Source organism: Thalassotalea loyana, assembly GCF_030161435.1.
Classification (GTDB): domain Bacteria; phylum Pseudomonadota; class Gammaproteobacteria; order Enterobacterales; family Alteromonadaceae; genus Thalassotalea_G; species Thalassotalea_G loyana.
Genome location: NZ_BSSV01000009.1, coordinates 45233 through 67227, shown reverse-complemented (window position 1 = coordinate 67227; position 21995 = coordinate 45233). Strand labels below are relative to the sequence as shown.

Sequence of the window (21995 nt, the reverse complement as noted above, 5' to 3'; positions counted from 1 at the left end):
TAGTTATAGGTAAAATTCGCTTGTAGTGATAGAATATTTTGTTCCAATATTTTAGATAAGAAGATCTCAAGCGAAGATCAGTCAATGTTGTATACATTGCCAACACCATAGGATAAATACATGGCCAGTCGCGGAATCAACAAAGTCATTATCGTCGGTAATTTAGGACAAGATCCTGAAGTACGTTTTATGCCGAACGGTGGTGCAGTTGCTAATTTTACTGTTGCTACGTCAGAAACGTGGAAAGATAAGCAAACCGGTGAGCAAAAAGAAAAAACCGAATGGCACCGTATAGTGATTTATCAACGCCTTGCAGAAATCGCAGGTGAGTATTTAAAGAAAGGCTCTAAAGTTTATTTAGAAGGCCGTTTACAAACGCGTAAGTGGCAAAATCAACAAGGCCAAGACCAATACACAACAGAAATCGTTGTCAATGATATGCAAATGCTAGACTCGCGTGGTCAAGGCCAAGGTGGTTTCCAGCAAAACGCTGGTCAACAAAGTGGTGGATATCAGCAAAACCAAGGCGGCTTTAACAAGCCAGCTGCACAACAAGGTGGATACCAGGCACCAGCACAGCAAAGCCAAGGTGGATATCAGGCACCAGCACAACAAAGCCAAGGCGGTTACCAGGCTCCAACTCAACAGAGTCAAGGCGGTTACCAAGCACCTGCACAGCAGAGTCAAGGCGGTTATCAAGCTCCTGCGCAGCAAAGCCAGGGTGGATTTAACCAGTCAAGCCAAGCACCAGCACAACAAAATGCGCCTAAGGTAAACCCTACAGAGCCAACTATCGATTTTGACGATGACATTCCGTTCTAAATGATAGGTAGCAATTTACGTTATTAAAAAGCCTCGCATTAGCGAGGCTTTTTATTTCATAAACTCGACATCTTTACATCCGACCTTTGCTAATCAGCTTATTTTTGATTTTTCGAGAGATGACTGTCGAACTAGATATTTCTATAGTCGTCATAAAGGTGCCAAACTAAGTTTAGGTACATTTAGTGTGGGCCGATAGAAAATTAGTGTTAGAAAAAAGGTTGGAGCTAAGCTCCAACCAAAATACTAGGGAAGTTTATTGAGTTTTGTTTGTTACTCGGTGATAGGTTCAAACACAAATGTTTCGAAGAATTCGTCTGGTATCTCTTCCGTATTACCTTGCATTACTGACAACACTCGTTCGCTATCGCTATGTAACCAAAATAACTGGAATTGGTTATTAACAGCTTCTCCGGCTTCGTTTTGTTGATATGTTATGATTTCAATCGCTCCGTTTTGTGCAGTAAACCATTGGAAATCGAACATACTAGCTGCTCCTTCAATACGTGATTCGCAGTTAGTTAAATCTGCGTAACCACCACCTTGTTGTTGTGCAAAGTTATCAGCTGTTATTCCTGTATTAAAAGTGATGCTACAATTTTCTTGTACTTCTGAGGTTAGGATAAAGTTTGGTGCTTCAACTAATTGCTCTGGTGTAATCACTGAGGCTTTAACCAATGTATGGTATATATAATCGTCGCCATCATATTCTTTTACTTCCATCATATCGCCGCCAATAACATCAGACATCACACGAGCATGGAACCAGTCCTCCTCGTCAAAGACGATTATTAACTGACCTTCGATATCTATTTTCCAGTCGGCTTGCTGGATATCAGTCTCAATCTCACTATCTCGCTCTTCAGACCACAGGGTTAATTGGTTTTCGAGATCAAAATAAATTAATCCACGGAAATCATCATCTGCAATGTAGTAGTGTTGGCCAATAAGAGCGCGGGCGGTAACTTCATCGTGAAGGATTTCCGGAATAGAACCCCCTTTATCTTCGGTGTCATCATCTTTGTCATCTTCTTTAATACCACAAAATCTTGCATCTTGTTCGGCATGCAGGTTTTCGGGATCAAATTGAGATAAGACATTTTCCATCGCTACGTCATTCAATGTCCAGCCAACAACATCAACGTTACCGCCTTTACGGGTGAAGCTCCGACGAATAGCACCTTCAAAAATAGTAAGTGTTGGCGTTAGCTCTTCGTGATCGAACCAACCGAATATCTTTGATGGTAGATTGAGCTCCAAACCTCGTTCGTTTTTTGTCCATGAAGTTGTCTCTAACAAATAACGCTCTTGACAATAACCTGCATCACAGTTCGTATGTTTGATTTTAAACACTTTCATGTCACCTGTGTCGGCTTCAACATCGCCAAAAAGACTAACTGCAATCGAATACTCCTGATTACCCGTAAGGTAAATTAGCGCGTCTTGCTCGTTATTTTCGGTTATTTCTGTGGTAATGATTTGACTAAATTGCGTTGCAATTTCTTGGCGATCATTTGTGTATACTACATTACACCAATCGGCTGTGTTTGCATCGACATTTAAACAGCCTTCATCAATTGGTAGAATGTGAACATCATTGAGTTGTTTTATTTTTACATTATAGGCCAGAGCACCTTCTGAGAATAATGCGTCATCATCGTACAGGCCTTCCCAGCCTGACTGTTTATCTGTGTATTTGGCAATTGTTTTGTCTTGAATATTAACGCTATTTGCCCAGATTTTTTGCTCACCATCCAGCGCTGAGGAAATAACGAGTGAACCATCTTCGTTCACTTCGCTTACCGTCATCTCTTTGTTTGCTTCTTGCCAATTACCATCTTGCCAAACAACGGTTAGCTCACTTTCTTCTTGTTCAACCGCAGCGAATTCATTTAAGTGATAAGCGTAATAATAAGGAGAGATAGCTAGCGTATTTTCAACAACCTGGGCGTGCTCATAACCAATGTCGCGTTCAACAATACAGATATTGTTCGCCTCATCGTAATGCTTGTAGGCTTCCCCTTCTAAAATGAAGATCCCACCAGCGACAATTTGCTCTTGGAATTGCGTGCGATTTTCCTCGCGTTGTTCACGATTTTCATTGACTTGTTCTTGGATATTATCGACGGTGATATCGATAATATTTGTGACAATTTCAACGATATCTTCAATATTAATATCCGCATTGTTTTCAATCGCTGTATCTACTGCTTGCGTAATTTCTTGAATGTTTTCAGCGATTTCTTTTTTAACCGCTCGAACAATTTCTCGCTCATTCGCATCAATCGTTGTTCCCGCACCAGTATCGGCATTCTCAATAGCATCAGCAATAACGTTGGCAATGACCTGTGATATCTTGTGGACACGAGCATATTCGTTTTGTCCGCCGTTTTTGACTTTTTCGGCAACGTAATCTGCCATGATGTCAATGTTGTCGTCGGTTACACCAATCCGCTGACTGATAATGGTCTCGGCTTCTTCTTGCGTTAGTGAAGAGTCTTCTTGCATTACTGAGCCAACTAGAGTTGTCATTGGACTGATGAAATCCATAACGCCAACGGGCGCGCTCATTGAGTAGCGTTTAGTCAGTGGCTCGTCAGGGTTATCTTCATCAATGGTCACTCCCGGAATAATTTCAACAAGCAGTGCCGTTTGGTTTAGATCTATATCTGCACTGATGTCGGTAAATTGATATACCCCACCAGCTTCTGTTGTTGTGCTTGGTTCCTCATCTTCGCAAATCGCGTTTTGATTTAAATCTAAACACACCTTCGCACCAACTAAATACCCATCAGCAGTCGCACCAGAAATGGATTGAGTCGTTACAGGATCAGGTTGGGCAGGTTCAATTACGGGGGTTTCTGCTGCGCTACCGCCACCGCCACATGCGGTAAGTTGGGTAACAGTCGCCGCCACAGAAAGGGCGATTAGTTTGCATTTGAAATTCATATTGCCTCCACAATGTTTTGTTATTTCAAACGCTGTCGCTGGCTGTCGAATTTCAACATAAGCATAGGATAATATGCTCACTCAATACTGGTAACCCCGCTATCTTATCATCAGCGCTTTTTGCGCAATAAGACCGGAAGCTTTGCGACCCAACCTCACGATTGGTTTGCCATTGTCAGCAGAAAAAATGTAGATCAACTCTTATTAAAATGCAACTGAAATGTAAATGCATGCTCACAACTATGAATGGAATAATGTAAGATCAATATCATTTTCAAAAGCTTACATTGTAGAATAAAGACTATTCATTATTTATTGTGTTTCTACATTTGATTCACAAGTATTGAAAAGCTTTGTTTAACAGAAACTTTGTATTTATGTTGTTTGATGGTGTACGAATTTCTTTGAGACAAAAAAATGGGGCTATTGCCCCATAATTTGTATTATCTATATTTCAAAAGGGAAATTTAGTAATAGGTATCTTCTTTGTTGTGTGCCTGTGGATCATCAATAATGTCTTCGAATGGCACTTCGAAACTGTGATTGTTTTCCATATTCGACATGTAAACGGTCTTGGTCGAGCCATCTATCCAAGTGACAGTACCACTACCTTTTTTGCTGCCGCATTTCATACCTATGTGTAGATCGTTAAAATCCATCGCTCCTCCTCATTCAATTGAATTGGTGCAGGTGTTTAGATTACTGTAATTTTTATTAGTTCATTTTTTATTATTGTTACAGCAAATAACCAGCAATCACATTGCACATTTTTTAAACGGTTGATGATCGATTATAGAGAGATTTTTATACAACGCCAGTGATTTTTTATGCAAGATACTCATTGCCTAGGACCAATGCTTTGCTAGCCCCCGTGACACTTGGAATGTTACCCTTTATTTTTTTATCAAAAGCATAAGCAAACCACGCAAATGCCATTGCTTCAAGCGCGTCACCATCAATATTTAGTGCATTCAATGACGCTACTGAGTGGTCATTAAGTTGTTGTTTTATAAGATTTAAAAGGTGTTTATTATGTGCTCCACCACCACACAAAAATACTTTGCCGGTTGTCGATAATAAGCGGATTTGCTCGCTAATAGAGCCGGCAGTAAGGGCGCATAGCGTTGCTTGAATATCTTGTGGTAACAACGACTTACTTTGTTCAAAAGCGCTTAAATTGTCGTTGAGCCATTGTGCATGAAAATACTCTCTTCCTGTACTTTTTGGGGGCGGCAACTTAAAGTACTTATCCTCACGTAGATGGTTCAATAGAGGCTGGATAACAGTACCCGTTGAACTCCATTTACCACCTTCGTCATATCGATCGTTTGGATTATTCGCTTGATACCAGATGTCCAAGAGCGCATTACCTGGGCCAGTATCAAAGCCGACGACCGCTTGCTCGGTATCATTGGGTAAATAGGTAATATTGGCAATTCCACCTATATTAACGACAAAAAGCGGCTCATCATCACTTAGTAATGCTTTATGAAATGCTGGTACCAAAGGGGCACCTTGACCACCATGAGCAATATCTTTGCGTCTAAATTGACCAATAACGCGTATTCCCGTTAGGGCAGCTAACGTTTCATTACAACCGATTTGCAGTGTGAACGCATGTTGTTGATAGCCATTGGGTGGGCGGTGGCGGATAGTTTGGCCATGATTACCTATTGCAATGATATCAGAGGCCTTTAACGACTGTTGGTTTATAAATTCATTGACTGCAGAGGCAAAGTGCTGCGCTAACTCAATATCAAGTGAGCCCATTAATTCGATTTCATCATCAGATGTCTGATACAGCGCTGTTATCTTTTGATGGATTTCTGTTGGGTATTCCTGATAGAAGCTTGCCTTTAATGCCGGTTTTTCATGATCAAAATAGACTAGTGCTAAGTCTATGCCGTCAGCACTTGTCCCCGACATAAGTCCGATATAGTACTTAGTCTTCATCAGCAACTTGCATGGCAAGAAGTGCTTGCTTCGAGCCTGATAATTCTTCTAATCGCTGTTGTGCGAGCAAATCAAATGCTTGTCTGTGTTTCTTTGCTATTGGCTGAGCATCAGGCAATTTGACGGTCCTTGGATTACGGTGAACGCCGTTTACTAGAAATTCATAATGCAAATGTGGCGCTTCTGACATGCCTGTTGAGCCAACATACCCAATGACTTGACCCTGTTTAACACGCTGGCCTTTTTTCACTGCGCGTTTAGAAAAGTGTAAATACTTGGTGACTATGCCTGAACCGTGTTGAATGAAAACGTAGTTACCGTTGTATTTGTTATATGTTGAGTGGGTCACTTTACCGTTACCGGAGGCAAACACTGGCGTGCCTTTTGCCGCGCGGTAATCTGTGCCGTTATGTGATTTCCAACGTTTCTGTATTGGGTGGAAGCGTCTAGGTTTGAAGTTTGAGCTAATATATTTGAAATTGACTGGTGCGCGTAAAAACGCTTTACGCATACTGCGACCTTCAGGGGTGTAATATTCGCCGTCGGTAAATTTAATCGCTCTGAACTCTTCATTTTGGTTGATAAACTCAGCGGCCAAAATCGCACCGTGGCCAATGAATTCACCGTCGACATATTGATTTTCATACACAACGTGGAATTCATCATTTTTGCGAATATCTAGTGCAAAGTCGATATCCCAACTAAAGACATTCGCAAGATTGATAATTTGATTGTCGGTTAAGCCGGCCGTTACACCTGCATTCCAGAAATTAGACTTGATAACACCATGGGCAATCGCTTGTCTTGTCTCGATAACCTTCTCTTCAATATTTGCTTGGAAGTCTTTGCCGTCACCAGCCAAGTGTAGGGTTTTAACACGTGATAGAGGGTATTCAAGCGCCACCAGTGTATTAGTATCGTCTTTACCTATTCTTAAAGTATCACCAACCTTCAATTTCTTCAGCAAGCCAATATCTTTGTGTTTTGTTTTGGTGATATTGTAAGTTGTTTGTGCACTAAAGCCATGTCGCTTCATTATTTTGGCAAGTGAATCTCCACTTTTAACTTTCGCCGTTTTCCACGTGATGCTTGGCTCTTCTGCTAAAGGTTCAGTTTGCTTGTCAACTTGAGTTTTTCGCTTTTTAGTTGGTGTTGCTAGGTTTGCGTTTGCAGGTGCAACTGGGTCTAAAACGGTTGTGTTTGGTTGGTCCGTTATCGGAATTTCGAGATCGTAACGTTTGCCAATTTCTATCGATTGTTCAGCGTTTTCTGCAATGACACTGTCATCGTCGTTCGGTAGTAACGATAAAGAGAGCAATACGAAAACAGCAGCCTTGAGTGACCAGCGGTGTAATTTGGGTAACGATAAATATAAATTCTTTATATTTTTCAAAATATTACTACTTAAAATCTAAAAAACGAAAATCATATACCGAAGCACTATAACAAAAAAAACAAATGTATCAGCTACAGGCTGTAACCCTAGCGTTTTTTCAAGTAGAATTCTGCTTTCGATAAAATTATGTACATGCCATTGGAGCCAATTCATGACTGAAGTCAGCCAAGCGTTTGCTGAGTTAAAACGCGGTGCAGAAGAGATTCTGTTAGAAGATGAATTATTAGAAAAATTAAAGGAAGGTAAGCCGCTTAAAATTAAAGCGGGTTTTGATCCTACAGCTCCAGATTTACATTTAGGCCATACAGTCCTGATTAATAAACTTCGTCAGTTTCAGCAACTAGGCCATGAAGTTATTTTCTTGATTGGTGATTTTACTGGCATGATAGGCGATCCAACGGGTAAAAACGTTACACGTAAGCCATTAACGAAAGAAGATGTTTTGGCCAATGCCGAAACGTACAAAGAGCAAGTCTTTAAAATTTTAGATCCTGAAAAAACAACTGTAGCGTTTAACTCGACTTGGATGGAAGCGCTAGGCTCAGCAGGCATGTTAAAGCTTGCTTCTCGACAAACCGTTGCGCGAATGATGGAGCGCGATGACTTTAAAAAGCGCTACAATAACGGCCAAGCTATCGCTATTCATGAGTTCATGTATCCACTTGTTCAAGGTTGGGATTCAGTAGCATTAGAGTCAGATGTTGAGTTGGGCGGTACAGACCAAAAATTCAACTTATTAATGGGACGTGAACTTCAAAAAGCTGAAGGTCAGCGACCACAGACAGTATTAATGATGCCATTATTGGAAGGCTTAGACGGCGTTCAAAAAATGTCTAAGTCATTAGGTAACTACATAGGTATTACTGACTCACCAAATGATATGTTTGGTAAAGTCATGTCAATTTCTGATGACTTAATGTGGCGCTACTATGACTTATTAAGTTTTAGACCGTTAGAGGAAATTGAAGGGTTTAAGCAGAAGATTGCTGATGGCGCTAACCCTCGTGATGTGAAAATCGACTTAGCCAAAGAAATTATTGCACGCTTCCATGATGATGCGGCAGCCGAAGCAGCGCATCAGGAGTTCATTAATCGTTTCCAAAAGAAAGCGGTGCCAGATGATATGCCTGAGTTGACGTTGACTCCTGAAGGCGGTCAAATTGCAATCGCTAATTTATTGAAAGACGCTGGTCTTGTTGCGAGTACCTCAGAAGCAATGCGCATGATTAAACAGGGTGCGGCTAAAATTGAAGGTGAAAAGGTTACTGATAACAAGCTAGTCATTGAAGCCGGTACAACACAAGTTTATCAGGTTGGTAAACGTAAGTTTGCGAAAGTGACGATAGGTTAAGCACGGTTATCTTGGTAAATTTATTGTAAAAGTCAGCATTTTTGCTGGCTTTTTTTTTGCTTTAATTTTAACGTGTTAACAATGGTTGATTTAATAATTCACGGGTAGATAATGCGATTTTTAGTGACTCTTTTGATGGCAATTGCTGTGGTGAGTTGTTCTAGTCCAAATAAAGCTGAAACTAAGTACTTAGTTCCCTTTGATTTCGACAATGTTAAAACTTACGGTTTTCACGCAACAAACAGCGACTATAGTCAGCGACAGAATATGAGTCACGCCACTCGGAACAGTATTGAGCTGGCTGTTGAGCGTCATTTTGATCGTATGGGATTTAGCTACGCTGAACAAGATCCTGACATCATCGTTGGTTATCGTTTGTATGGCGTTAATGGCACGATATTCAATGGTAGGAAAGACAAAGTCTGTCGAGATTGTCGTCCGAGCAAACAGACTAAAAAAGCACGTGCGCAACAAGCTGGAATCAGTGCGATTATGCTCGATGTACAATCGGGTAAAACTAAGCTATCTGTTTGGCGATCGACCTATCCGCTGTCGCTCAAAGGTGATGAAAACAGTTATGAATTTAATCAGGAGCTAGATAACGCCATCGCAGAAATAACAGCGAAATATCCGACTAATAACCGAGAGCGCCAAGTAGTGCTATCACGATAGACACTAAGCAAGTTATAATAGAGTCGAAACAAGTTGAATAGGCGCTAGAAAATAACGAGCGCAACAGAACAAAGGTACGTTATGACAACTATTGATGAAACAACACAAGTATTAAATGAAATGGAGCAAGCGGGTATCGATTTGAACGTTGCTCATGATGTGGTGTTTTTTCAATTATTTGAGAAAAAAGAACAAGCTCAACAAATGATGGATTATTTAGCTGAAGAACTACCTGAGGTTAGTGGCGAGCTTTTGGCTGATGAAATCCCAAATGTATGGGACGTTAATGTGACTGTAAATATGCTGCCTAGCTATCAGAATATTGTTGACCAGGAGAAACTGTTCGAGCAAATTGCAGGGCAGTTTAATGGCTACAATGATGGTTGGGGCATAGAAGCTTAATCCATCATTATTTTAATGGCGGTTGTTGATCAACAATCTCAAATGCTGGCAAAGATAGTTTCCAATAAATTGCTGCCAACCTAAGCGCTAAAGCGCCACTTATTGCTAATACCATCGCAATTTGTTGCGATAATCCAAGGTAACTTAAACCACAAAATAAAGCACCGCCAAGCAGTGCAGCTGTCGCATAGATTTCTTGGCGTAAGATGAGTGGAATAACATTACATAATACGTCACGTATCATGCCACCAGCGCAACCTGTAATTATCCCCATAACCATTGCCACTGCCATTGGTGATTCATAACTCAGTGCTTTTTGAGTACCTAAAACAGCAAAGAGTGCTAAGCCAAACGCATCGGCTATAAGTAAAAAGCGTCGTGGGATTCTACTTGGTTGGCGCACCAGTAAAATAGTCAATAGCGCTGTGATGACGATAATAAATAGGTAGCTCACATCCGATAGCCAAAATACCGGAACATCGAGAATGATGTCTCTAATAGTGCCTCCACCTACGGCAGTAACTGCTGCTAAAACGATCACGCCAAAGGGGTCTAATTGATATCGTCCAGCCATCAATGCACCGGACAATGCAAACACAGCAACACCAAAAAGGTCTAGCCAGTAAATTAACGTCATTACCTGCTCGCTATTGTTTGACTAGTGGAAGGTTGTTTTCTTGCCAGAGTTTAATGTCACCAGCTAAATGTCTGACATTTGTGTAATTGTTTTGTTTTAGAACTTCTTCAGCTTTGGCAGCTCTTCGACCAGAGCGACAATGAACGACAATGAGCGCGGACTTATCACCATTAAGTTTGGCATCAAGTTCAGTTAGTTTATCTGAAAGTAAATTGTGGCTGATATTTAATGCACCTTGAATGTGGCCCTCGTCAAATTCTTCTTGTGTTCTAACGTCGAGGATGATCAGCGCCGGTGACTTTGGTGCACTTTGCATACTAAGCAGTTGCTGTTGGCTAACTTGCGGTGTTTCATTGGCCAACGCAATATTTATAGCGACGAGTGAAAGTAATAAGGTCAGCGTTTTAACTAGTATATTCATGTTGTCTCCCCGAGTATTGCTGATAGCACAATAACCGCTCTTTTGTTAACTGACAATAGCAAGTGAAACAAAGAATGCGCCAATAATTATGGTAAATAACTGTAATGTGAGTACTTGCTTATTGGCGTTTGCTATATCGTTGATGTCTGATGGTTTGGCTGAGTCGTTAAATGAAACTCGCCTAACTTTTTTGTCTTGATACATGGCAACACCACCTAAATTCGTGCCTAGCGCTAGGGCGAAAAGGTGAACTAAAAAATCATTATTTAAGACAAAAAAGTGACCTCTAGATAGTCGCCATTTAAGTAAAAAGTTTTGGCCAATTGTGGTGAGTAATAGCATGATGCCAAGGATACGTGAAGGGAGCCAAGTAATCAGGTTGACGACAATACGGATTGGTTTGCCAAAATGGTTGAAATCAGGCTGTTTAACATTCCACTGGTGATGCATTTCTAATAATAAACGATAGCAAATAGCGACTAATGCATCAGTAGATAAGAAGATGATAACAACAACAAACTGTTGCTGTAGGAAATGCAAAATTTGGGCTTCAATATTAGCTTTTGATAGACCTAGCGGTGAAAGGTTGTCGGTTTTACGAAGTAGCATCGATTGTGCAAGTTGCTTTGCTTTATAGTTGTTTTGTCCTCGAATTGCCTGTGCGATTTGCGTAGATTTACTTTTTAACCCAAAACCGCCGATTGCAAAATACAGCAACATTGCCTGCCAGAGTTCAGGGACTAAGACAAAGTCTTCAAATAACCATAGAATAATGACAATAGGTGGTAAGGTGATAAAAATAGAAACCAAGCCTGATATGACTTGCTGCCTCTCAGAATTACGGTCGGGTTTATTGACTTTCTCTGCCAGTTGTCGACAAAAGAATGCAAAGATATGCAGTGGCTCCACATCAGAGAACCGAGTGATGAGTGTTTTTAGTATGAAAACACTCATCAAAACGATGCATTGTGAAACAATAAACGGTAATTGTTCAAACCACTGCATTGAGATCAATGAGCCTATTAGTCTAAGTTTACGCTAGTCAGCTCATCAAGCATGTTATTAACCAATTGTGATGAGTTTACAGACGCTGTCTCTAGGTATGCTTCGAATGATGTAGGTGACTCTTTACCTGCAATATCTGACATTGAACGAATAATTACGAATGGCGTATTAAATTGCAAACAAGTCTGAGCTATTGCAGCGCCTTCCATTTCTACCGCGGCCATCGTAGGGAAGTTTCTACGTGCTTTAGCGATATCATCATCAGCTGTCATGAAAGTATCGCCTGTTGTAATAAGCCCAACTAATGCATTGATGTTTTCTAACTTGGCGATACCTTTTGTTGCTGCTTCAACAAGCGTTGGATGAGGGATGTAAGCAGGTGGATTTGCTGGTAACTGACCAATTTCATAACCAAATGCTGTTACATCCACGTCGTGGAAGCGAACTTCAGAGCTCACAACAATATCACCAACTTTTAAGCTTTGATCAAAGCCACCTGCGGAGCCTGTGTTAACAACATAGTCTGGGTTAAATTTATCGATAAGAATACATGTCGCTAGCGCAGCAGCAACTTTGCCAATACCAGATTGCACGATAACAACGTCGTGACCATTCAAATTACCTTGATAAAAGGTAAAGCCACCGTGTGACATTGTGCTCATGTCAGTCAATTGTGACTTTAAAATTGCAACTTCTGGCTCCATTGCGCCAATAATGCCTGCTTTCATAATTTTCTCGTTTAACTAAATGATAATTAGCAAATTATAGCTTGAGTCTGTTTAGCTGTAACTAGCAAAGTTTTACTCGAACTATAAAAAAACGGACTTAGTGTCCGTTTTTTATTTGTGTCAAAATTAGTGTGGTAGAGCAGCGCGTGGAGGTGCACTCAATTGGGCGGCTACTTGCTGATCAGCTGCCAAACTGGCCGCAGCCTGAGAAACTACGCCGGTATTCTTTGGTCGAGGTTTTAGCATTGGTGCTGGAATAACACGACCTTTGAAGCGAGGTTTAGGCGCTTTGTTACCTAGAATCTTGGAATTGATACAAGCACGAATCTCATCCAGCGTGTAATTGCCCTTCACCTTGATGCGGATATGTGGAATTGATGCAGCTTCTAGTGCACCAGATACAAACCAATCTTTTTTGATTTTGTAGCCTTTACCTTGAGTGTCAACCAAATCAATCGTGCCAAGTAATGCCATTGTCTCTTTGTCACAAATAACGAAATCTAAGTATTTGCCTTTTGCATTATTCGTTGCAGCTTGCGTTGCTTTTGCAGAAACGCCATTTCGCACCGTGACGATATCACTTAATTTCACTCGGTTGATTACGCGAAAGTCCTCACCCACTGCTTTTTCGAGTAGAAGGTGGAAGTGTTTTTCTGCAGGGGTAAATACTGCTTGTTTTTTGTCGAATGGAAATGGAAAGCTATTGTCATTAAGCTTGCTTGCTAATAAAGCAACAATAACAATTAAGCTGATCATGGCAAATAAAATGAGTTCCATAGATAACTCCTACAAAATTTTGACGTTGTTTGGTGTTATCTATGGGTAAGCAGGGAGTGTGCCAGATCTATCTTGATCTTTATTTCTTGATAAACTCGGCAATCAAGGCATACGTCTCGATACATTCATCCTCGACTAAATCATGTAATAACATATATGCATGAATCATGTCTTTGAAATGATGGTGTTCAATATCAGCGCCCGAATTTTTTGCGGATTCAACATACATTAAACCTTCATCTCTAAGTGGATCACAGCCTGCGGTGATGACTAACGTACTCGGCAACTTTGATGATAGTTCGTTATGAAGCGGTGAGGCCTTTTTCAAGCGCTCTAGCGCCATATCATGTTGAAAGTAGTTGTGGAAATACCAGTCTATTTTCTCTTTTTCTAATAGAAATCCTTGACCATTTTGCTCAAATGACTCACTTGTCATTGTGTAGTCAACACTCGGGTAAATTAATACTTGTTTGTCAATTTTTAACCCAATATCAAACTGGCTTTTCATTGCTAAAGAAGAGCAGATAGCCCCTCCTGCGCTATCACCAACAATGAATACCTTCTCTAGATAGTTAATTCCCAATAGCACTTGCGAAATGTTCTTTAAAACAAATTCACAGTCAGTTAGGCCTATCGGATAAGGGAATTCTGGTGCTAATCGGTAGTCAACCGCGATGACTATACATTGGCAACCGTCAGCAAGAAAGCGACTAATTGGATCGTAAAGCTCAATGCTACCACACATATGGCCTCCGCCATGAAAATGCAGTAATACAGGCAGCGGTGCGTCGGGTTGAGGGTGATATATCCGTAATGGAATTGAATAGCCATGGTGATCGATTGACTGTGAAGTAACTTTAGCGATTTCAGGGCCTTGGGGCATAAGATTAGCTAAGTTGTTTAAGTTTGTTCTCGTGGTTTCAACTTCATATGGAGCGCCTTTCATATCCGCAATCGCTTGATTTACTTGATTTAAAAACGGCTCTAATTTTTTGGATACCTTACCCCTCATAAACATTTTCCTCTTTTAGGAGCTTCTTGGGCTGAGTTTCCGGCAGAAAGAAACTGCCAACAAAAAATGTCAAGCTAAGTACACAAATCATCGACAACGATGGCGCGTAATCACCTTGATATACGTCGACTAACTTACCGAATGCCCAAAGGATGAAAGTAGCCAATAAATAACTGATTGAATAAAACAAACTAAAAATTACAGTAACACGACTCGATGTCATGTTAGATAACTCATGGGGAATAGAAACAAGTGCCGTTATTGGAAAGAAAATAAAGAACCCAAGAACAATCGCAGACATCATTTGAACATGTGGAGTTTGGCTAAAAGATAAGCCGATTAAACTAATCGTCATGATAAGCCCTGACCAGCGAATGACAGGAAGTCGCTGTTTTATCTTTTGGCTATATAGAATGCCTGCAATTGTGCCTATGATACCAAATCCAATCACCCACTTACTCTGGCTAATGCCAGCTTTCGGGTAAAAAGTAAAAAGGCAAATATAAAACGCCAGCAAACCCGAATAGGTAAAAGCATATGCCCAGTTAAATTTATCTTTTAACCCTTGCGTATAGGTGTATATTTCTTCTTTCTTTGTGTTTCCATCTGCGTCAGTGCGCTCTTGTGAATCAAATTCAACGAATAACCAGATGAGTGCCAACAATACACTTGCTATTGAAAACAGGGTCAAGCTTGCCTGCCAGCCACCGGTGAGCCTGTTGATATCATTCATCAGCCAAAGTACAACACCCGTACCAACGTTAAATGCAACTGCGTTTAACCCGTTGACTACAGGGCGTTCCTGCGGGGTAAACCATTGCAAAACAATTGGGTTAAAGTAGACAATCATAAAAGCGCCACCTAAACCGACAAGAAATCGACTGACGAGCAATATTTCATAATTGGGGGAATAAGGCGTGAAGACCCCGACAGCAATCAGTAAACTCGCTATAAAAAATGCCATCTTTACGCCGTATCGAACAGCTAACCAGGCCGCACAAAATGTCCCAACGATTTTGGCAAGCGTTACTGCACCACTAATGAAGCTAGCGTCTGCAAGGCTATCGATAGCCATTGATTGCATGATTTGCCCCATGCTCGCCGTACCACCAACCCAGGCCATGGCGAATAAAACGTAACTGAGAAATACGAGACCTTCAACAAGGTACTTATTGGTTATTTTCATAAAAGATTATTTGACGATAAAGATTACTGATTGTTAGGTTATCCCAAGAAAAAATAAAAATAAGTACTACCTTAGTGCACTATGGTAATTCAGATATCATGTTAAGCTGTCATCAGGTATAGGCTACTATCTCCATAAAATATAAGGACTTTGCTTGTTAGTTTGGCAATCGGTGGATACTTGGTTAGTGACGATCATATCTGTCGCCTATTTATTACTCTTATTCGTCGTTGCCTATTGGGGCCAAAAAGCCACATCGTGGGCAAGTAAACCCTGGGTATATGCTCTCTCTTTGGGAGTAAGCTGCACGTCTTGGGCGTTTTATGGGACTGTTGGGCAAGCTGCTCAAACTCGAGATTGGCTAGCACCTATTTACATTGGCACAATATTCTTCTTTGTGCTGGCTTGGCCGATGTTGCTTAAAACATTGCGCATTATTAAGCAGCAAAATTTAACATCATTAGCTGATTTTATCGCTTGTCGATATGATAAGTCTCCCAAAGTGGCCGCGTTAGTCTCTCTCGTCGCACTTGCAGGTCTTGTTCCTTATATAGCATTACAGCTTCGAGCAATAAGTGCGAGTTTTGATTTGCTTACCGGAACCTTTGAAATCGGGATCAGCACTGCGTTTATCGTGACGTTAGTGTTGATTGCTTTTAGTATTCTCTTCGGCACACAGCAAATCTCTGCGAGTAAACAAAATCCTGGCTTAGTGCTAGCGATCGCCTTTAGCTCAATCGTAAAATTACTGGCGTTGACGGCTATTGGCGTGTTTGCAACTTTTTATTTGTTTGATGGCTTCAATGATTTGGCATCTCGACAAACTGACATCGCTGAGCCGATAGCAAGCAACGGTTGGTATTTGGGAATAGCGCAAGCGTTATTAGGGGCTATAACCATTTTCATTTTGCCCCAGCAATTTCATATGACGATGATCGAAAATAGCCATGAGCGCGAACTTAGAACTGCCCGCTGGCTTTACCCTATGTATATCATCGCCATAAACGTATTTGTTTTGCCTATTGCACTTGCTGGCTTGTTGAGTTTTCCTGGCGGAAGTGTCAACCCAGATTCATTTGTTCTCAGTTTACCGCTATTTCATCAACAAGCATGGTTGGGGGTTATCGCCTATGTCGGTGGATTAGCTGCAGCGACGAGTATGGTTGTAGTGGCAGCAATAGTCTTGAGTACTATGATTTCCACAGAAATCTTAACGCCAATTATTTTGAAGTTTAAGTTGTATCAAAGTAACACGTCTCCTCAACTGTCAGGTTTATTACTAAACCTGAGACGTATTACCATTGCTGTTATTTTACTATTAGCTTTTACTTTCGAGCGGCTGGTTGGTCAACAAAGTCACTTAGCAAGCATTGGTTTGTTGTCGTTTGTTTTACTCTCTCAGTTCGCTCCTGCGGTGTTAGGCGCGCTTTATTGGCGAAAGGCAAACACTGTTGCTGCCTTATCAAGCATTATCGTTGGTAGCCTAGTATGGCTATATACTTTATTGCTTCCATTAGTGTTTCCGCTAGCGGCATGGGTAGTGGATGGGCCGCTTGGTATTACTTGGCTTAAGCCTCAGGCATTATTTGGTGTCGAGCAGCTAGATCATATTAGCCACGGCGTGTTTTTTAGCTTGTTGCTTAACTTTCTGTGTTTTGTGCTTGTCTCTTTATTTAGTCGCCGGAGTATTGGTGAAAAATTACAAGCAGAGGTATTTGTTAACAAAACTCGAGCTGCGAATGAAGACCTGTTAGCCACAAAAGACTTATACAGTTTGTTGCAGCGCTTTATCGATAAAGAGGCCGCCGACAGTTTACTTGCTTATGCTAAATCCAAAAAAATACCGTTAGATGAGAGAAGTGAAGTATTACTAGAGTACACACAACGGCAATTGTCAGGTGTCTTGGGCAGTGCATCAACGAGTATGGTGATGAAAGTCACTTCAAATAATGAAGAATTGCCTCTTGCTGAGGTGGTTAGCATTGTTGATGAAGCCAGTAAGATGTTCCAGTTTAATCGAGAATTGTTGCAATCAGGTGTAGAAAATATAGAGCAAGGTATTAGTGTTATTGACTCTGATATGCGATTGGTTGCTTGGAATAATCGTTACATAGAATTACTTGCCTATCCAGAGGAGTTGGTTGTTGCCGGTATGCCAATTGATGCCTTGATTCGATTTAATGTTGAGCGCGGTATTATTTCCGGCGACGAAGCCGACCGACTAGTCGCAAAACGTGTTGAGCATATGCGTTCTGGAAACAGACATTATGTCCAACGCACGATGCCAAATGGGACCGTGCTAGAAATTAGAGGGCAGCCCATGCCGGGCGGCGGATTTGTTAGTACATTTAGCGACATTACGGCCCATATTGAAGCTGAAAAAGCCTTGCAGCAAGCTAATGATTTGCTTGAAAAAAGAGTAGCAAAGCGCACTGCGGAATTACAAAAAGCTACTGCCCTAGCTGAAGCGGCAAATAGCAGTAAAACACGATTTCTAGCGGCGGCAAGCCATGATTTGATGCAGCCCTTTAATGCGTTAAGTTTATTTACATCGATGCTCAAAAAGAAGGTTGAAGGTGAGGAGCTAACGCAATTAGCGAGCCATATAGACGACTCGTTAAGCGTTGTTGAAGCATTATTGTCGGATTTGGTTGAAATATCTCGTTTGGATGGTGGTTCGGCTAAAACTGAAATCTCCACTTTTGATATTGCTGATTTGCTCCAACCTTTGAATAATGAATTTAGTCTACTGGCAAAGCAGGAGGGTATTTCACTTCACTTTGTCAGTAGTTCAACCATCATCGAAACAGATATTCGTCTCCTTAGAAGGATATTACAAAACTTGTTATCTAATGCTGTGCATTATTGCCCGAATGTATCGGACAGACCTAACCATCGAGGTAAGATCTTACTCGGTGTTCGCAGATTTAAAGACTTTATTCGAATCCAAGTTTGGGATAATGGCCCTGGTATACCGACAGAAAAACAACGAAAGATTTTTCAGGAGTTTGAGCGATTAGAGCAAAACAGGGAAGTACCTGGATTAGGTCTTGGGCTCGCAATTTCTGAGCGAATCGCGAGTTTGCTTGGGCTTAAGTTACAGCTGAAATCTGACGTTGGCAAAGGTACTTGTTTTATGATTGACGTGCCGCGCAGGTATCACTGTGCTAGCGTTGAAGCGTTAAACCGAGAGACGTCAGTAGAGGCGAAGCATGCCTCTCAAATGAAATTATCTGTCGCATTACTCGATAATGATCCCTTGATGTTAACGGCCTTGTCTACACAGTTGTCGGAGTGGGGATGCCATGTAATGACAGCAAAAGATGAGGAAAGTCTACAGCAAGCTCTATTGGCTTTTGAAGACAAACCACACTTAATCATTGGTGATTATCACTTGGATAACGATCAAAATGGTGTTGACGTTATTGAGCAGGTATTGGCTGAAAACAACTGGGCAATTCCATGTGTAATTTGCTCAGCTGATCCGTCAGAAGCTGTGCGTCAACATACGAGTGATGCAAACTTCCAGTTTTTAAGAAAGCCGGTTAAACCGATTGCGTTGAAGCGTTTAATTAAACAGCTAACGGAGTTATGAGGCGAGTTCATGCTCCGATGATGTAAGCATTAACTGCTGATACTTTAAGCCTGCTAACGTTCGGTTACTCACCTCAAGCTTGCTCAATATTGCAGAAACATGTTTTTTGACTGTTGTTTCTTTTATGTCGAGATCGTAAGCGATTTGTTTGTTCAGCTGTCCATCGGCTATTAGTTTTAAAACTACGTATTGTTGCGGGGTTAACTGCGCCAATTGTTTAGCAAGTTGCTGGTGATCGATATCGCTTGGGTGCTCTTCCGTCAATGTGATATTTTCAGGTAACCAAATTTCCCCATCTAATACGCGTGTTATTGCTGCACTGATTGTCCCAAGATCGGCAGACTTAGGAATAAAGGCTGCGGCACCAAAATTTATCGCTTTTTGCATGGTTTGAGGATTGTCCTCTGATGAAACCATAATCACAACGAGGTCTGGGTAATGATTTTGCAATTGGGCTAATCCGCTGAATCCATCATTGCCTGGCATATGCAAATCTAGAAAAACAATCTCTAAGCTAGGATGTTCTTCAACAAGTAACAGCAACTCTGAAAAGCTTTCAGCTTCAAACGTAGTTGTGTGCTTGAGACACTCAGCAATGGCTTGTTTAAGAGCGGCTCTGAACAATGGGTGGTCATCTGCTATAGCGATTTTTGCTGGCGACATCTTGGGTTCCTGGCACTAAAACTTTATTTGATTATGAAAAAAAGAGCTGACCTTTGCCAGCTCTTTATCTCGTTCACAACTTAAAATTGGTAACTAACCGTTAAGCTAATCGTTCTTGGGTCTCCATAGTAACCAATCAATGTATTATCTCCACCCAGACCTGGTAAGTAATTCCCATCTGGCGTTGGCGTAACAAATTGGTAGCCACCAATCATGTATTCCTCGTCCGTCACATTTTTCGCGTGAAGGCCTGCACTCCAGTTGCCATCAATGCTGTACCAATTGATGCCTAAATTAAGCAAGCCATAGCCGTCTTGTGTTAAGAGGCTGTTTTCCTCAAATAAAACATAATCATCTCGGTAGTAATAATTAGCATTGAAGATAAAGTCACCTAGGTTTGACTCTAGGGTGTAATTTGCACCGATATTATAAGTGTAATCTGGCGTATTAGAGATTGTGAAATTCTCTGATTTATCAAAAGGGTTACCGTTTTCATCGTAATCGATAACTTCTTTAAATTCTGAATCTATTGTACCAATGCTTGCGGTTAGCAATAAATTATCAGTCGCTAGGTAAGTCAATTCAGCTTCAATACCTGTTGCTTCTGAGGTACCAATATTACCCAAACGTTGATTTAGGTCAGCTGACGTTTCTCCAGGTAAGACCGAAATATATTGTCTGTCTTTATGATCAAGGGCAAATAATGTGACGTTGGCGCGTAAACGATTGTCAAGCCATTCACTTTTCATCCCTAATTCAAAAGAATCGACATCTTCAGGGTTTGCCGCTGGTTCAGCTGTTGTTGCTCTTGGGTTAAACGTACCTGACTTGAAACCCTGTGCAAAGCTGGCGAAAAACATTAAATCTCTGTTTGCTTGGTATTCAACACCAATGCGAGGCGTGAATTTTGACCAATCTTCTTCATCATTAAGTACTTCTGGGACTAATTCGCCTTCCGGTCTTACGTAGCCAGGAATCCAACCTGATTCCGGGTAAACGGTCGCGAAAATGAGTCCATTATTAACATACGCTTCCTTTTTATCTTTTGTGTAACGTGCGCCAGCGGTTACAGACCACTTATCTGTGAAATCGTATGATACTTGCGCATACGCTGCTGTGCTTGTTGAGTTATTACACCCTGTGACTTCTCGTGTTAAACCAGGTGCACCTAACGCGTTACCTAACACTTCAAGAATCGCTTCAAATTGACCACATGACTCGCCATCGTAGTAATATAAACCCGAGACAAATTTGTAGTTATCACCAAAGTGGTTTAACTGTAATTCATGAGAAGTTTGCTCATCATCGTACACTGCCGGTACGTCGAAGATGCGCAATGGCGTATTGTCAAAGTCGATATTCGTTGGTGAGTAACTTTCACGCTTTGCTGCTACATATTTAAGGTTTGTATCAGCGGAAAGCTCCCATTGGGCTGTAAAACTTAAGCCTTCTAATTCGACCTTATTCCATGTCGGTAAGCTTGTGTATGAGTCAAAGACGCTATCCGGTACCGGAGCATCCGTCAAAATACTAGGTAATAATCGATAACCACCCTTTGCGTTAGAATCATCTGTTGTTTTGTCGTAATTTAATCGGAAAAACAGGTCATCCGTTGGACGAAACTCTAATGTGAAGCGGCTAGCAATAATATCTTTATTGTAGTTTTCTGTGTCTTGGTTCGGTAGGTCTGATGCTAAATAGTCACCAAAACCATCGCGGTTTAATGTTGCTGCACCAAAACCAAAATAAAGTTTGTCTTCAATGAGAGGTAACTGACCCGTTACCTTTAAATCGCGCTGATCATAGCTACCTATTGTGCCTTGGATTTTTAACTCCATGTCACCAGACATTTCTTTGGTCACATATTTAATGGCGCTACCTATGGTATTCTTACCGTATAAAGTACCTTGTGGACCGCGCAAAACTTCTACTCGTTCAACGTCAAGTAAATCCAGAACAGCACCTTGCGGGCGCGCCATGTAGACGTCGTCGATATAGATACCTACACCTGGCTCATAGCCCCAAAGAGGGTCTTGTTGGCCTACGCCACGAATAAATGCGGTGATGGTCGAGTTTGTGCCTCGACTGCGTTGAAGAGTGGTATTAGGAGAAAATTGTTGAACTTCGGTTATGACTTCAATGCCGTTTTCGGCAAGTTCATCAGCACTTATAGAGGTAACCGCTACTGGAACTTCTTGAAGGTTTTCCACGGTTTTTCGCGCCGTGACTTCAATACGTTCTAGACCCTGATCTTCTGCTGAGTTACTTTCCGCTTCTTGTGCAAATGCAACACCACTCGATAGCGCTGCTGTTATTGCAAGAGCAAGATAACTCTTTTGCGTGACACCTTTGTTCATAATTTTCCCCGATTTATTATTTTTTATTTCATTTTAACGCTGGCTTTTTAGCTAGCTTTCTTAACTGCT

Annotated in this window: 18 protein-coding genes and 1 riboswitch; of the genes, 5 read left to right on the top strand and 13 right to left on the bottom strand. The window is 41.2% G+C overall.

Features of this window, described 5'->3' with window-relative positions:
- Positions 1–120 precede the first annotated feature (120 nt).
- On the top strand, positions 121–822 hold the full coding sequence (gene ssb, locus QQK05_RS17110; RefSeq protein WP_284300910.1) for a single-stranded DNA-binding protein: 702 nt from the start codon (positions 121–123) through the stop codon (positions 820–822).
- Positions 823–1095: 273 nt separating this feature from the next.
- Here ssb and QQK05_RS17105 read toward each other — a convergent pair whose 3' ends face one another.
- The 4 genes from QQK05_RS17105 to QQK05_RS17090 all read right to left on the bottom strand — a co-directional run bounded on the left by QQK05_RS17105 (position 1096) and on the right by QQK05_RS17090 (position 7117).
- Complete coding sequence (locus QQK05_RS17105; protein ID WP_284300908.1) at positions 1096–3771, bottom strand: hypothetical protein; 2676 nt, start codon at positions 3769–3771, stop codon at positions 1096–1098.
- A gap of 86 nt (positions 3772–3857) precedes the next feature.
- A riboswitch (cyclic di-GMP riboswitch) is annotated at positions 3858–3952 on the bottom strand.
- Between the two features lie 286 nt (positions 3953–4238).
- Positions 4239–4430, bottom strand: coding sequence for a hypothetical protein (locus QQK05_RS17100; RefSeq protein ID WP_284300906.1), 192 nt, complete (start codon positions 4428–4430; stop codon positions 4239–4241).
- A 166-nt stretch (positions 4431–4596) separates the two neighbouring features.
- The gene (locus tag QQK05_RS17095) at positions 4597–5724 is read right to left on the bottom strand and encodes an anhydro-N-acetylmuramic acid kinase (protein ID WP_284300904.1); all 1128 of its coding nucleotides are present in this window, start codon (positions 5722–5724) and stop codon (positions 4597–4599) included.
- Positions 5714–7117: a peptidoglycan DD-metalloendopeptidase family protein gene (locus QQK05_RS17090; RefSeq protein WP_284300903.1), complete on the bottom strand. Its 1404-nt coding sequence runs from the start codon at positions 7115–7117 to the stop codon at positions 5714–5716. Before QQK05_RS17090 ends, QQK05_RS17095 begins: the two co-directional genes overlap by 11 nt.
- Before the next feature lie 154 nt (positions 7118–7271).
- On the opposite strand from QQK05_RS17090, the gene tyrS reads away from it, so the two are divergent.
- From tyrS to QQK05_RS17075, 3 genes are all read left to right on the top strand, one after another.
- Complete coding sequence (tyrS, locus tag QQK05_RS17085) at positions 7272–8471, top strand: tyrosine--tRNA ligase (RefSeq protein ID WP_284300901.1); 1200 nt, start codon at positions 7272–7274, stop codon at positions 8469–8471.
- Between the two features lie 111 nt (positions 8472–8582).
- A complete protein-coding gene (locus tag QQK05_RS17080) occupies positions 8583–9143 on the top strand; it encodes a DUF4136 domain-containing protein (RefSeq protein WP_284300899.1) in 561 nt (186 codons plus the stop codon).
- Between the two features lie 81 nt (positions 9144–9224).
- Positions 9225–9545: a ribonuclease E inhibitor RraB gene (locus QQK05_RS17075; protein WP_284300896.1), complete on the top strand. Its 321-nt coding sequence runs from the start codon at positions 9225–9227 to the stop codon at positions 9543–9545.
- Positions 9546–9552: 7 nt separating this feature from the next.
- Here QQK05_RS17075 and QQK05_RS17070 read toward each other — a convergent pair whose 3' ends face one another.
- The 7 genes from QQK05_RS17070 to QQK05_RS17040 form a co-directional block, all read right to left on the bottom strand.
- On the bottom strand, positions 9553–10182 hold the full coding sequence (locus QQK05_RS17070) for a trimeric intracellular cation channel family protein (RefSeq protein WP_284300894.1): 630 nt from the start codon (positions 10180–10182) through the stop codon (positions 9553–9555).
- Positions 10183–10192: 10 nt separating this feature from the next.
- Positions 10193–10603 carry a rhodanese-like domain-containing protein gene (locus QQK05_RS17065; RefSeq protein WP_284300892.1) on the bottom strand — a complete coding sequence of 137 codons (411 nt, stop codon included), beginning with the start codon at positions 10601–10603 and terminating at the stop codon, positions 10193–10195.
- Positions 10604–10648: 45 nt separating this feature from the next.
- On the bottom strand, positions 10649–11608 hold the full coding sequence (locus QQK05_RS17060) for a cobalamin biosynthesis protein (protein WP_284300890.1): 960 nt from the start codon (positions 11606–11608) through the stop codon (positions 10649–10651).
- A gap of 17 nt (positions 11609–11625) precedes the next feature.
- Positions 11626–12336: a 5'-methylthioadenosine/S-adenosylhomocysteine nucleosidase gene (gene mtnN / locus QQK05_RS17055; protein ID WP_284300887.1), complete on the bottom strand. Its 711-nt coding sequence runs from the start codon at positions 12334–12336 to the stop codon at positions 11626–11628.
- A 126-nt stretch (positions 12337–12462) separates the two neighbouring features.
- The gene (locus QQK05_RS17050; protein WP_284300885.1) at positions 12463–13113 is read right to left on the bottom strand and encodes a DUF2726 domain-containing protein; all 651 of its coding nucleotides are present in this window, start codon (positions 13111–13113) and stop codon (positions 12463–12465) included.
- A 79-nt stretch (positions 13114–13192) separates the two neighbouring features.
- Positions 13193–14125 carry an alpha/beta hydrolase gene (locus QQK05_RS17045; RefSeq protein ID WP_284300883.1) on the bottom strand — a complete coding sequence of 311 codons (933 nt, stop codon included), beginning with the start codon at positions 14123–14125 and terminating at the stop codon, positions 13193–13195.
- Complete coding sequence (locus QQK05_RS17040; RefSeq protein WP_284300881.1) at positions 14115–15311, bottom strand: MFS transporter; 1197 nt, start codon at positions 15309–15311, stop codon at positions 14115–14117. Before QQK05_RS17040 ends, QQK05_RS17045 begins: the two co-directional genes overlap by 11 nt.
- Before the next feature lie 154 nt (positions 15312–15465).
- On the opposite strand from QQK05_RS17040, the gene QQK05_RS17035 reads away from it, so the two are divergent.
- The gene (locus tag QQK05_RS17035) at positions 15466–18906 is read left to right on the top strand and encodes a hybrid sensor histidine kinase/response regulator (RefSeq protein ID WP_284300879.1); all 3441 of its coding nucleotides are present in this window, start codon (positions 15466–15468) and stop codon (positions 18904–18906) included.
- On the opposite strand, the gene QQK05_RS17030 is transcribed toward QQK05_RS17035, so the two are convergent.
- Positions 18901–19569 (bottom strand): response regulator, encoded by a 669-nt coding sequence (locus tag QQK05_RS17030; protein WP_284300877.1) that lies wholly within the window; start codon positions 19567–19569, stop codon positions 18901–18903. The two genes, QQK05_RS17035 and QQK05_RS17030, sit on opposite strands and share 6 nt — an antisense overlap.
- An 80-nt stretch (positions 19570–19649) precedes the next feature.
- Entirely contained in the window at positions 19650–21926 is a 2277-nt protein-coding gene (locus tag QQK05_RS17025) for a TonB-dependent receptor (RefSeq protein WP_284300875.1), read from the bottom strand.
- Positions 21927–21995: the final 69 nt, after the last annotated feature.

Excerpts from the sequence above, each read along its gene's own strand:
- QQK05_RS17080 (WP_284300899.1), top strand. The coding sequence starts at position 8,583 with ATGCGATTTTTAGTGACTCTTTTGATGGCAATTGCTGTGGTGAGTTGT.
- QQK05_RS17060 (WP_284300890.1), bottom strand. The coding sequence starts at position 11,608 with ATGCAGTGGTTTGAACAATTACCGTTTATTGTTTCACAATGCATCGTT.
- QQK05_RS17030 (WP_284300877.1), bottom strand. The coding sequence starts at position 19,569 with ATGTCGCCAGCAAAAATCGCTATAGCAGATGACCACCCATTGTTCAGA.
- mtnN (WP_284300887.1), bottom strand. The coding sequence starts at position 12,336 with ATGAAAGCAGGCATTATTGGCGCAATGGAGCCAGAAGTTGCAATTTTA.
- QQK05_RS17045 (WP_284300883.1), bottom strand. The coding sequence starts at position 14,125 with ATGAGGGGTAAGGTATCCAAAAAATTAGAGCCGTTTTTAAATCAAGTA.
- QQK05_RS17025 (WP_284300875.1), bottom strand. The coding sequence starts at position 21,926 with ATGAACAAAGGTGTCACGCAAAAGAGTTATCTTGCTCTTGCAATAACA.
- QQK05_RS17100 (WP_284300906.1), bottom strand. The coding sequence starts at position 4,430 with ATGGATTTTAACGATCTACACATAGGTATGAAATGCGGCAGCAAAAAA.
- QQK05_RS17095 (WP_284300904.1), bottom strand. The coding sequence starts at position 5,724 with ATGAAGACTAAGTACTATATCGGACTTATGTCGGGGACAAGTGCTGAC.
- QQK05_RS17040 (WP_284300881.1), bottom strand. The coding sequence starts at position 15,311 with ATGAAAATAACCAATAAGTACCTTGTTGAAGGTCTCGTATTTCTCAGT.
- QQK05_RS17065 (WP_284300892.1), bottom strand. The coding sequence starts at position 10,603 with ATGAATATACTAGTTAAAACGCTGACCTTATTACTTTCACTCGTCGCT.
- QQK05_RS17105 (WP_284300908.1), bottom strand. The coding sequence starts at position 3,771 with ATGAATTTCAAATGCAAACTAATCGCCCTTTCTGTGGCGGCGACTGTT.
- QQK05_RS17075 (WP_284300896.1), top strand. The coding sequence starts at position 9,225 with ATGACAACTATTGATGAAACAACACAAGTATTAAATGAAATGGAGCAA.
- QQK05_RS17070 (WP_284300894.1), bottom strand. The coding sequence starts at position 10,182 with ATGACGTTAATTTACTGGCTAGACCTTTTTGGTGTTGCTGTGTTTGCA.
- ssb (WP_284300910.1), top strand. The coding sequence starts at position 121 with ATGGCCAGTCGCGGAATCAACAAAGTCATTATCGTCGGTAATTTAGGA.
- QQK05_RS17050 (WP_284300885.1), bottom strand. The coding sequence starts at position 13,113 with ATGGAACTCATTTTATTTGCCATGATCAGCTTAATTGTTATTGTTGCT.
- tyrS (WP_284300901.1), top strand. The coding sequence starts at position 7,272 with ATGACTGAAGTCAGCCAAGCGTTTGCTGAGTTAAAACGCGGTGCAGAA.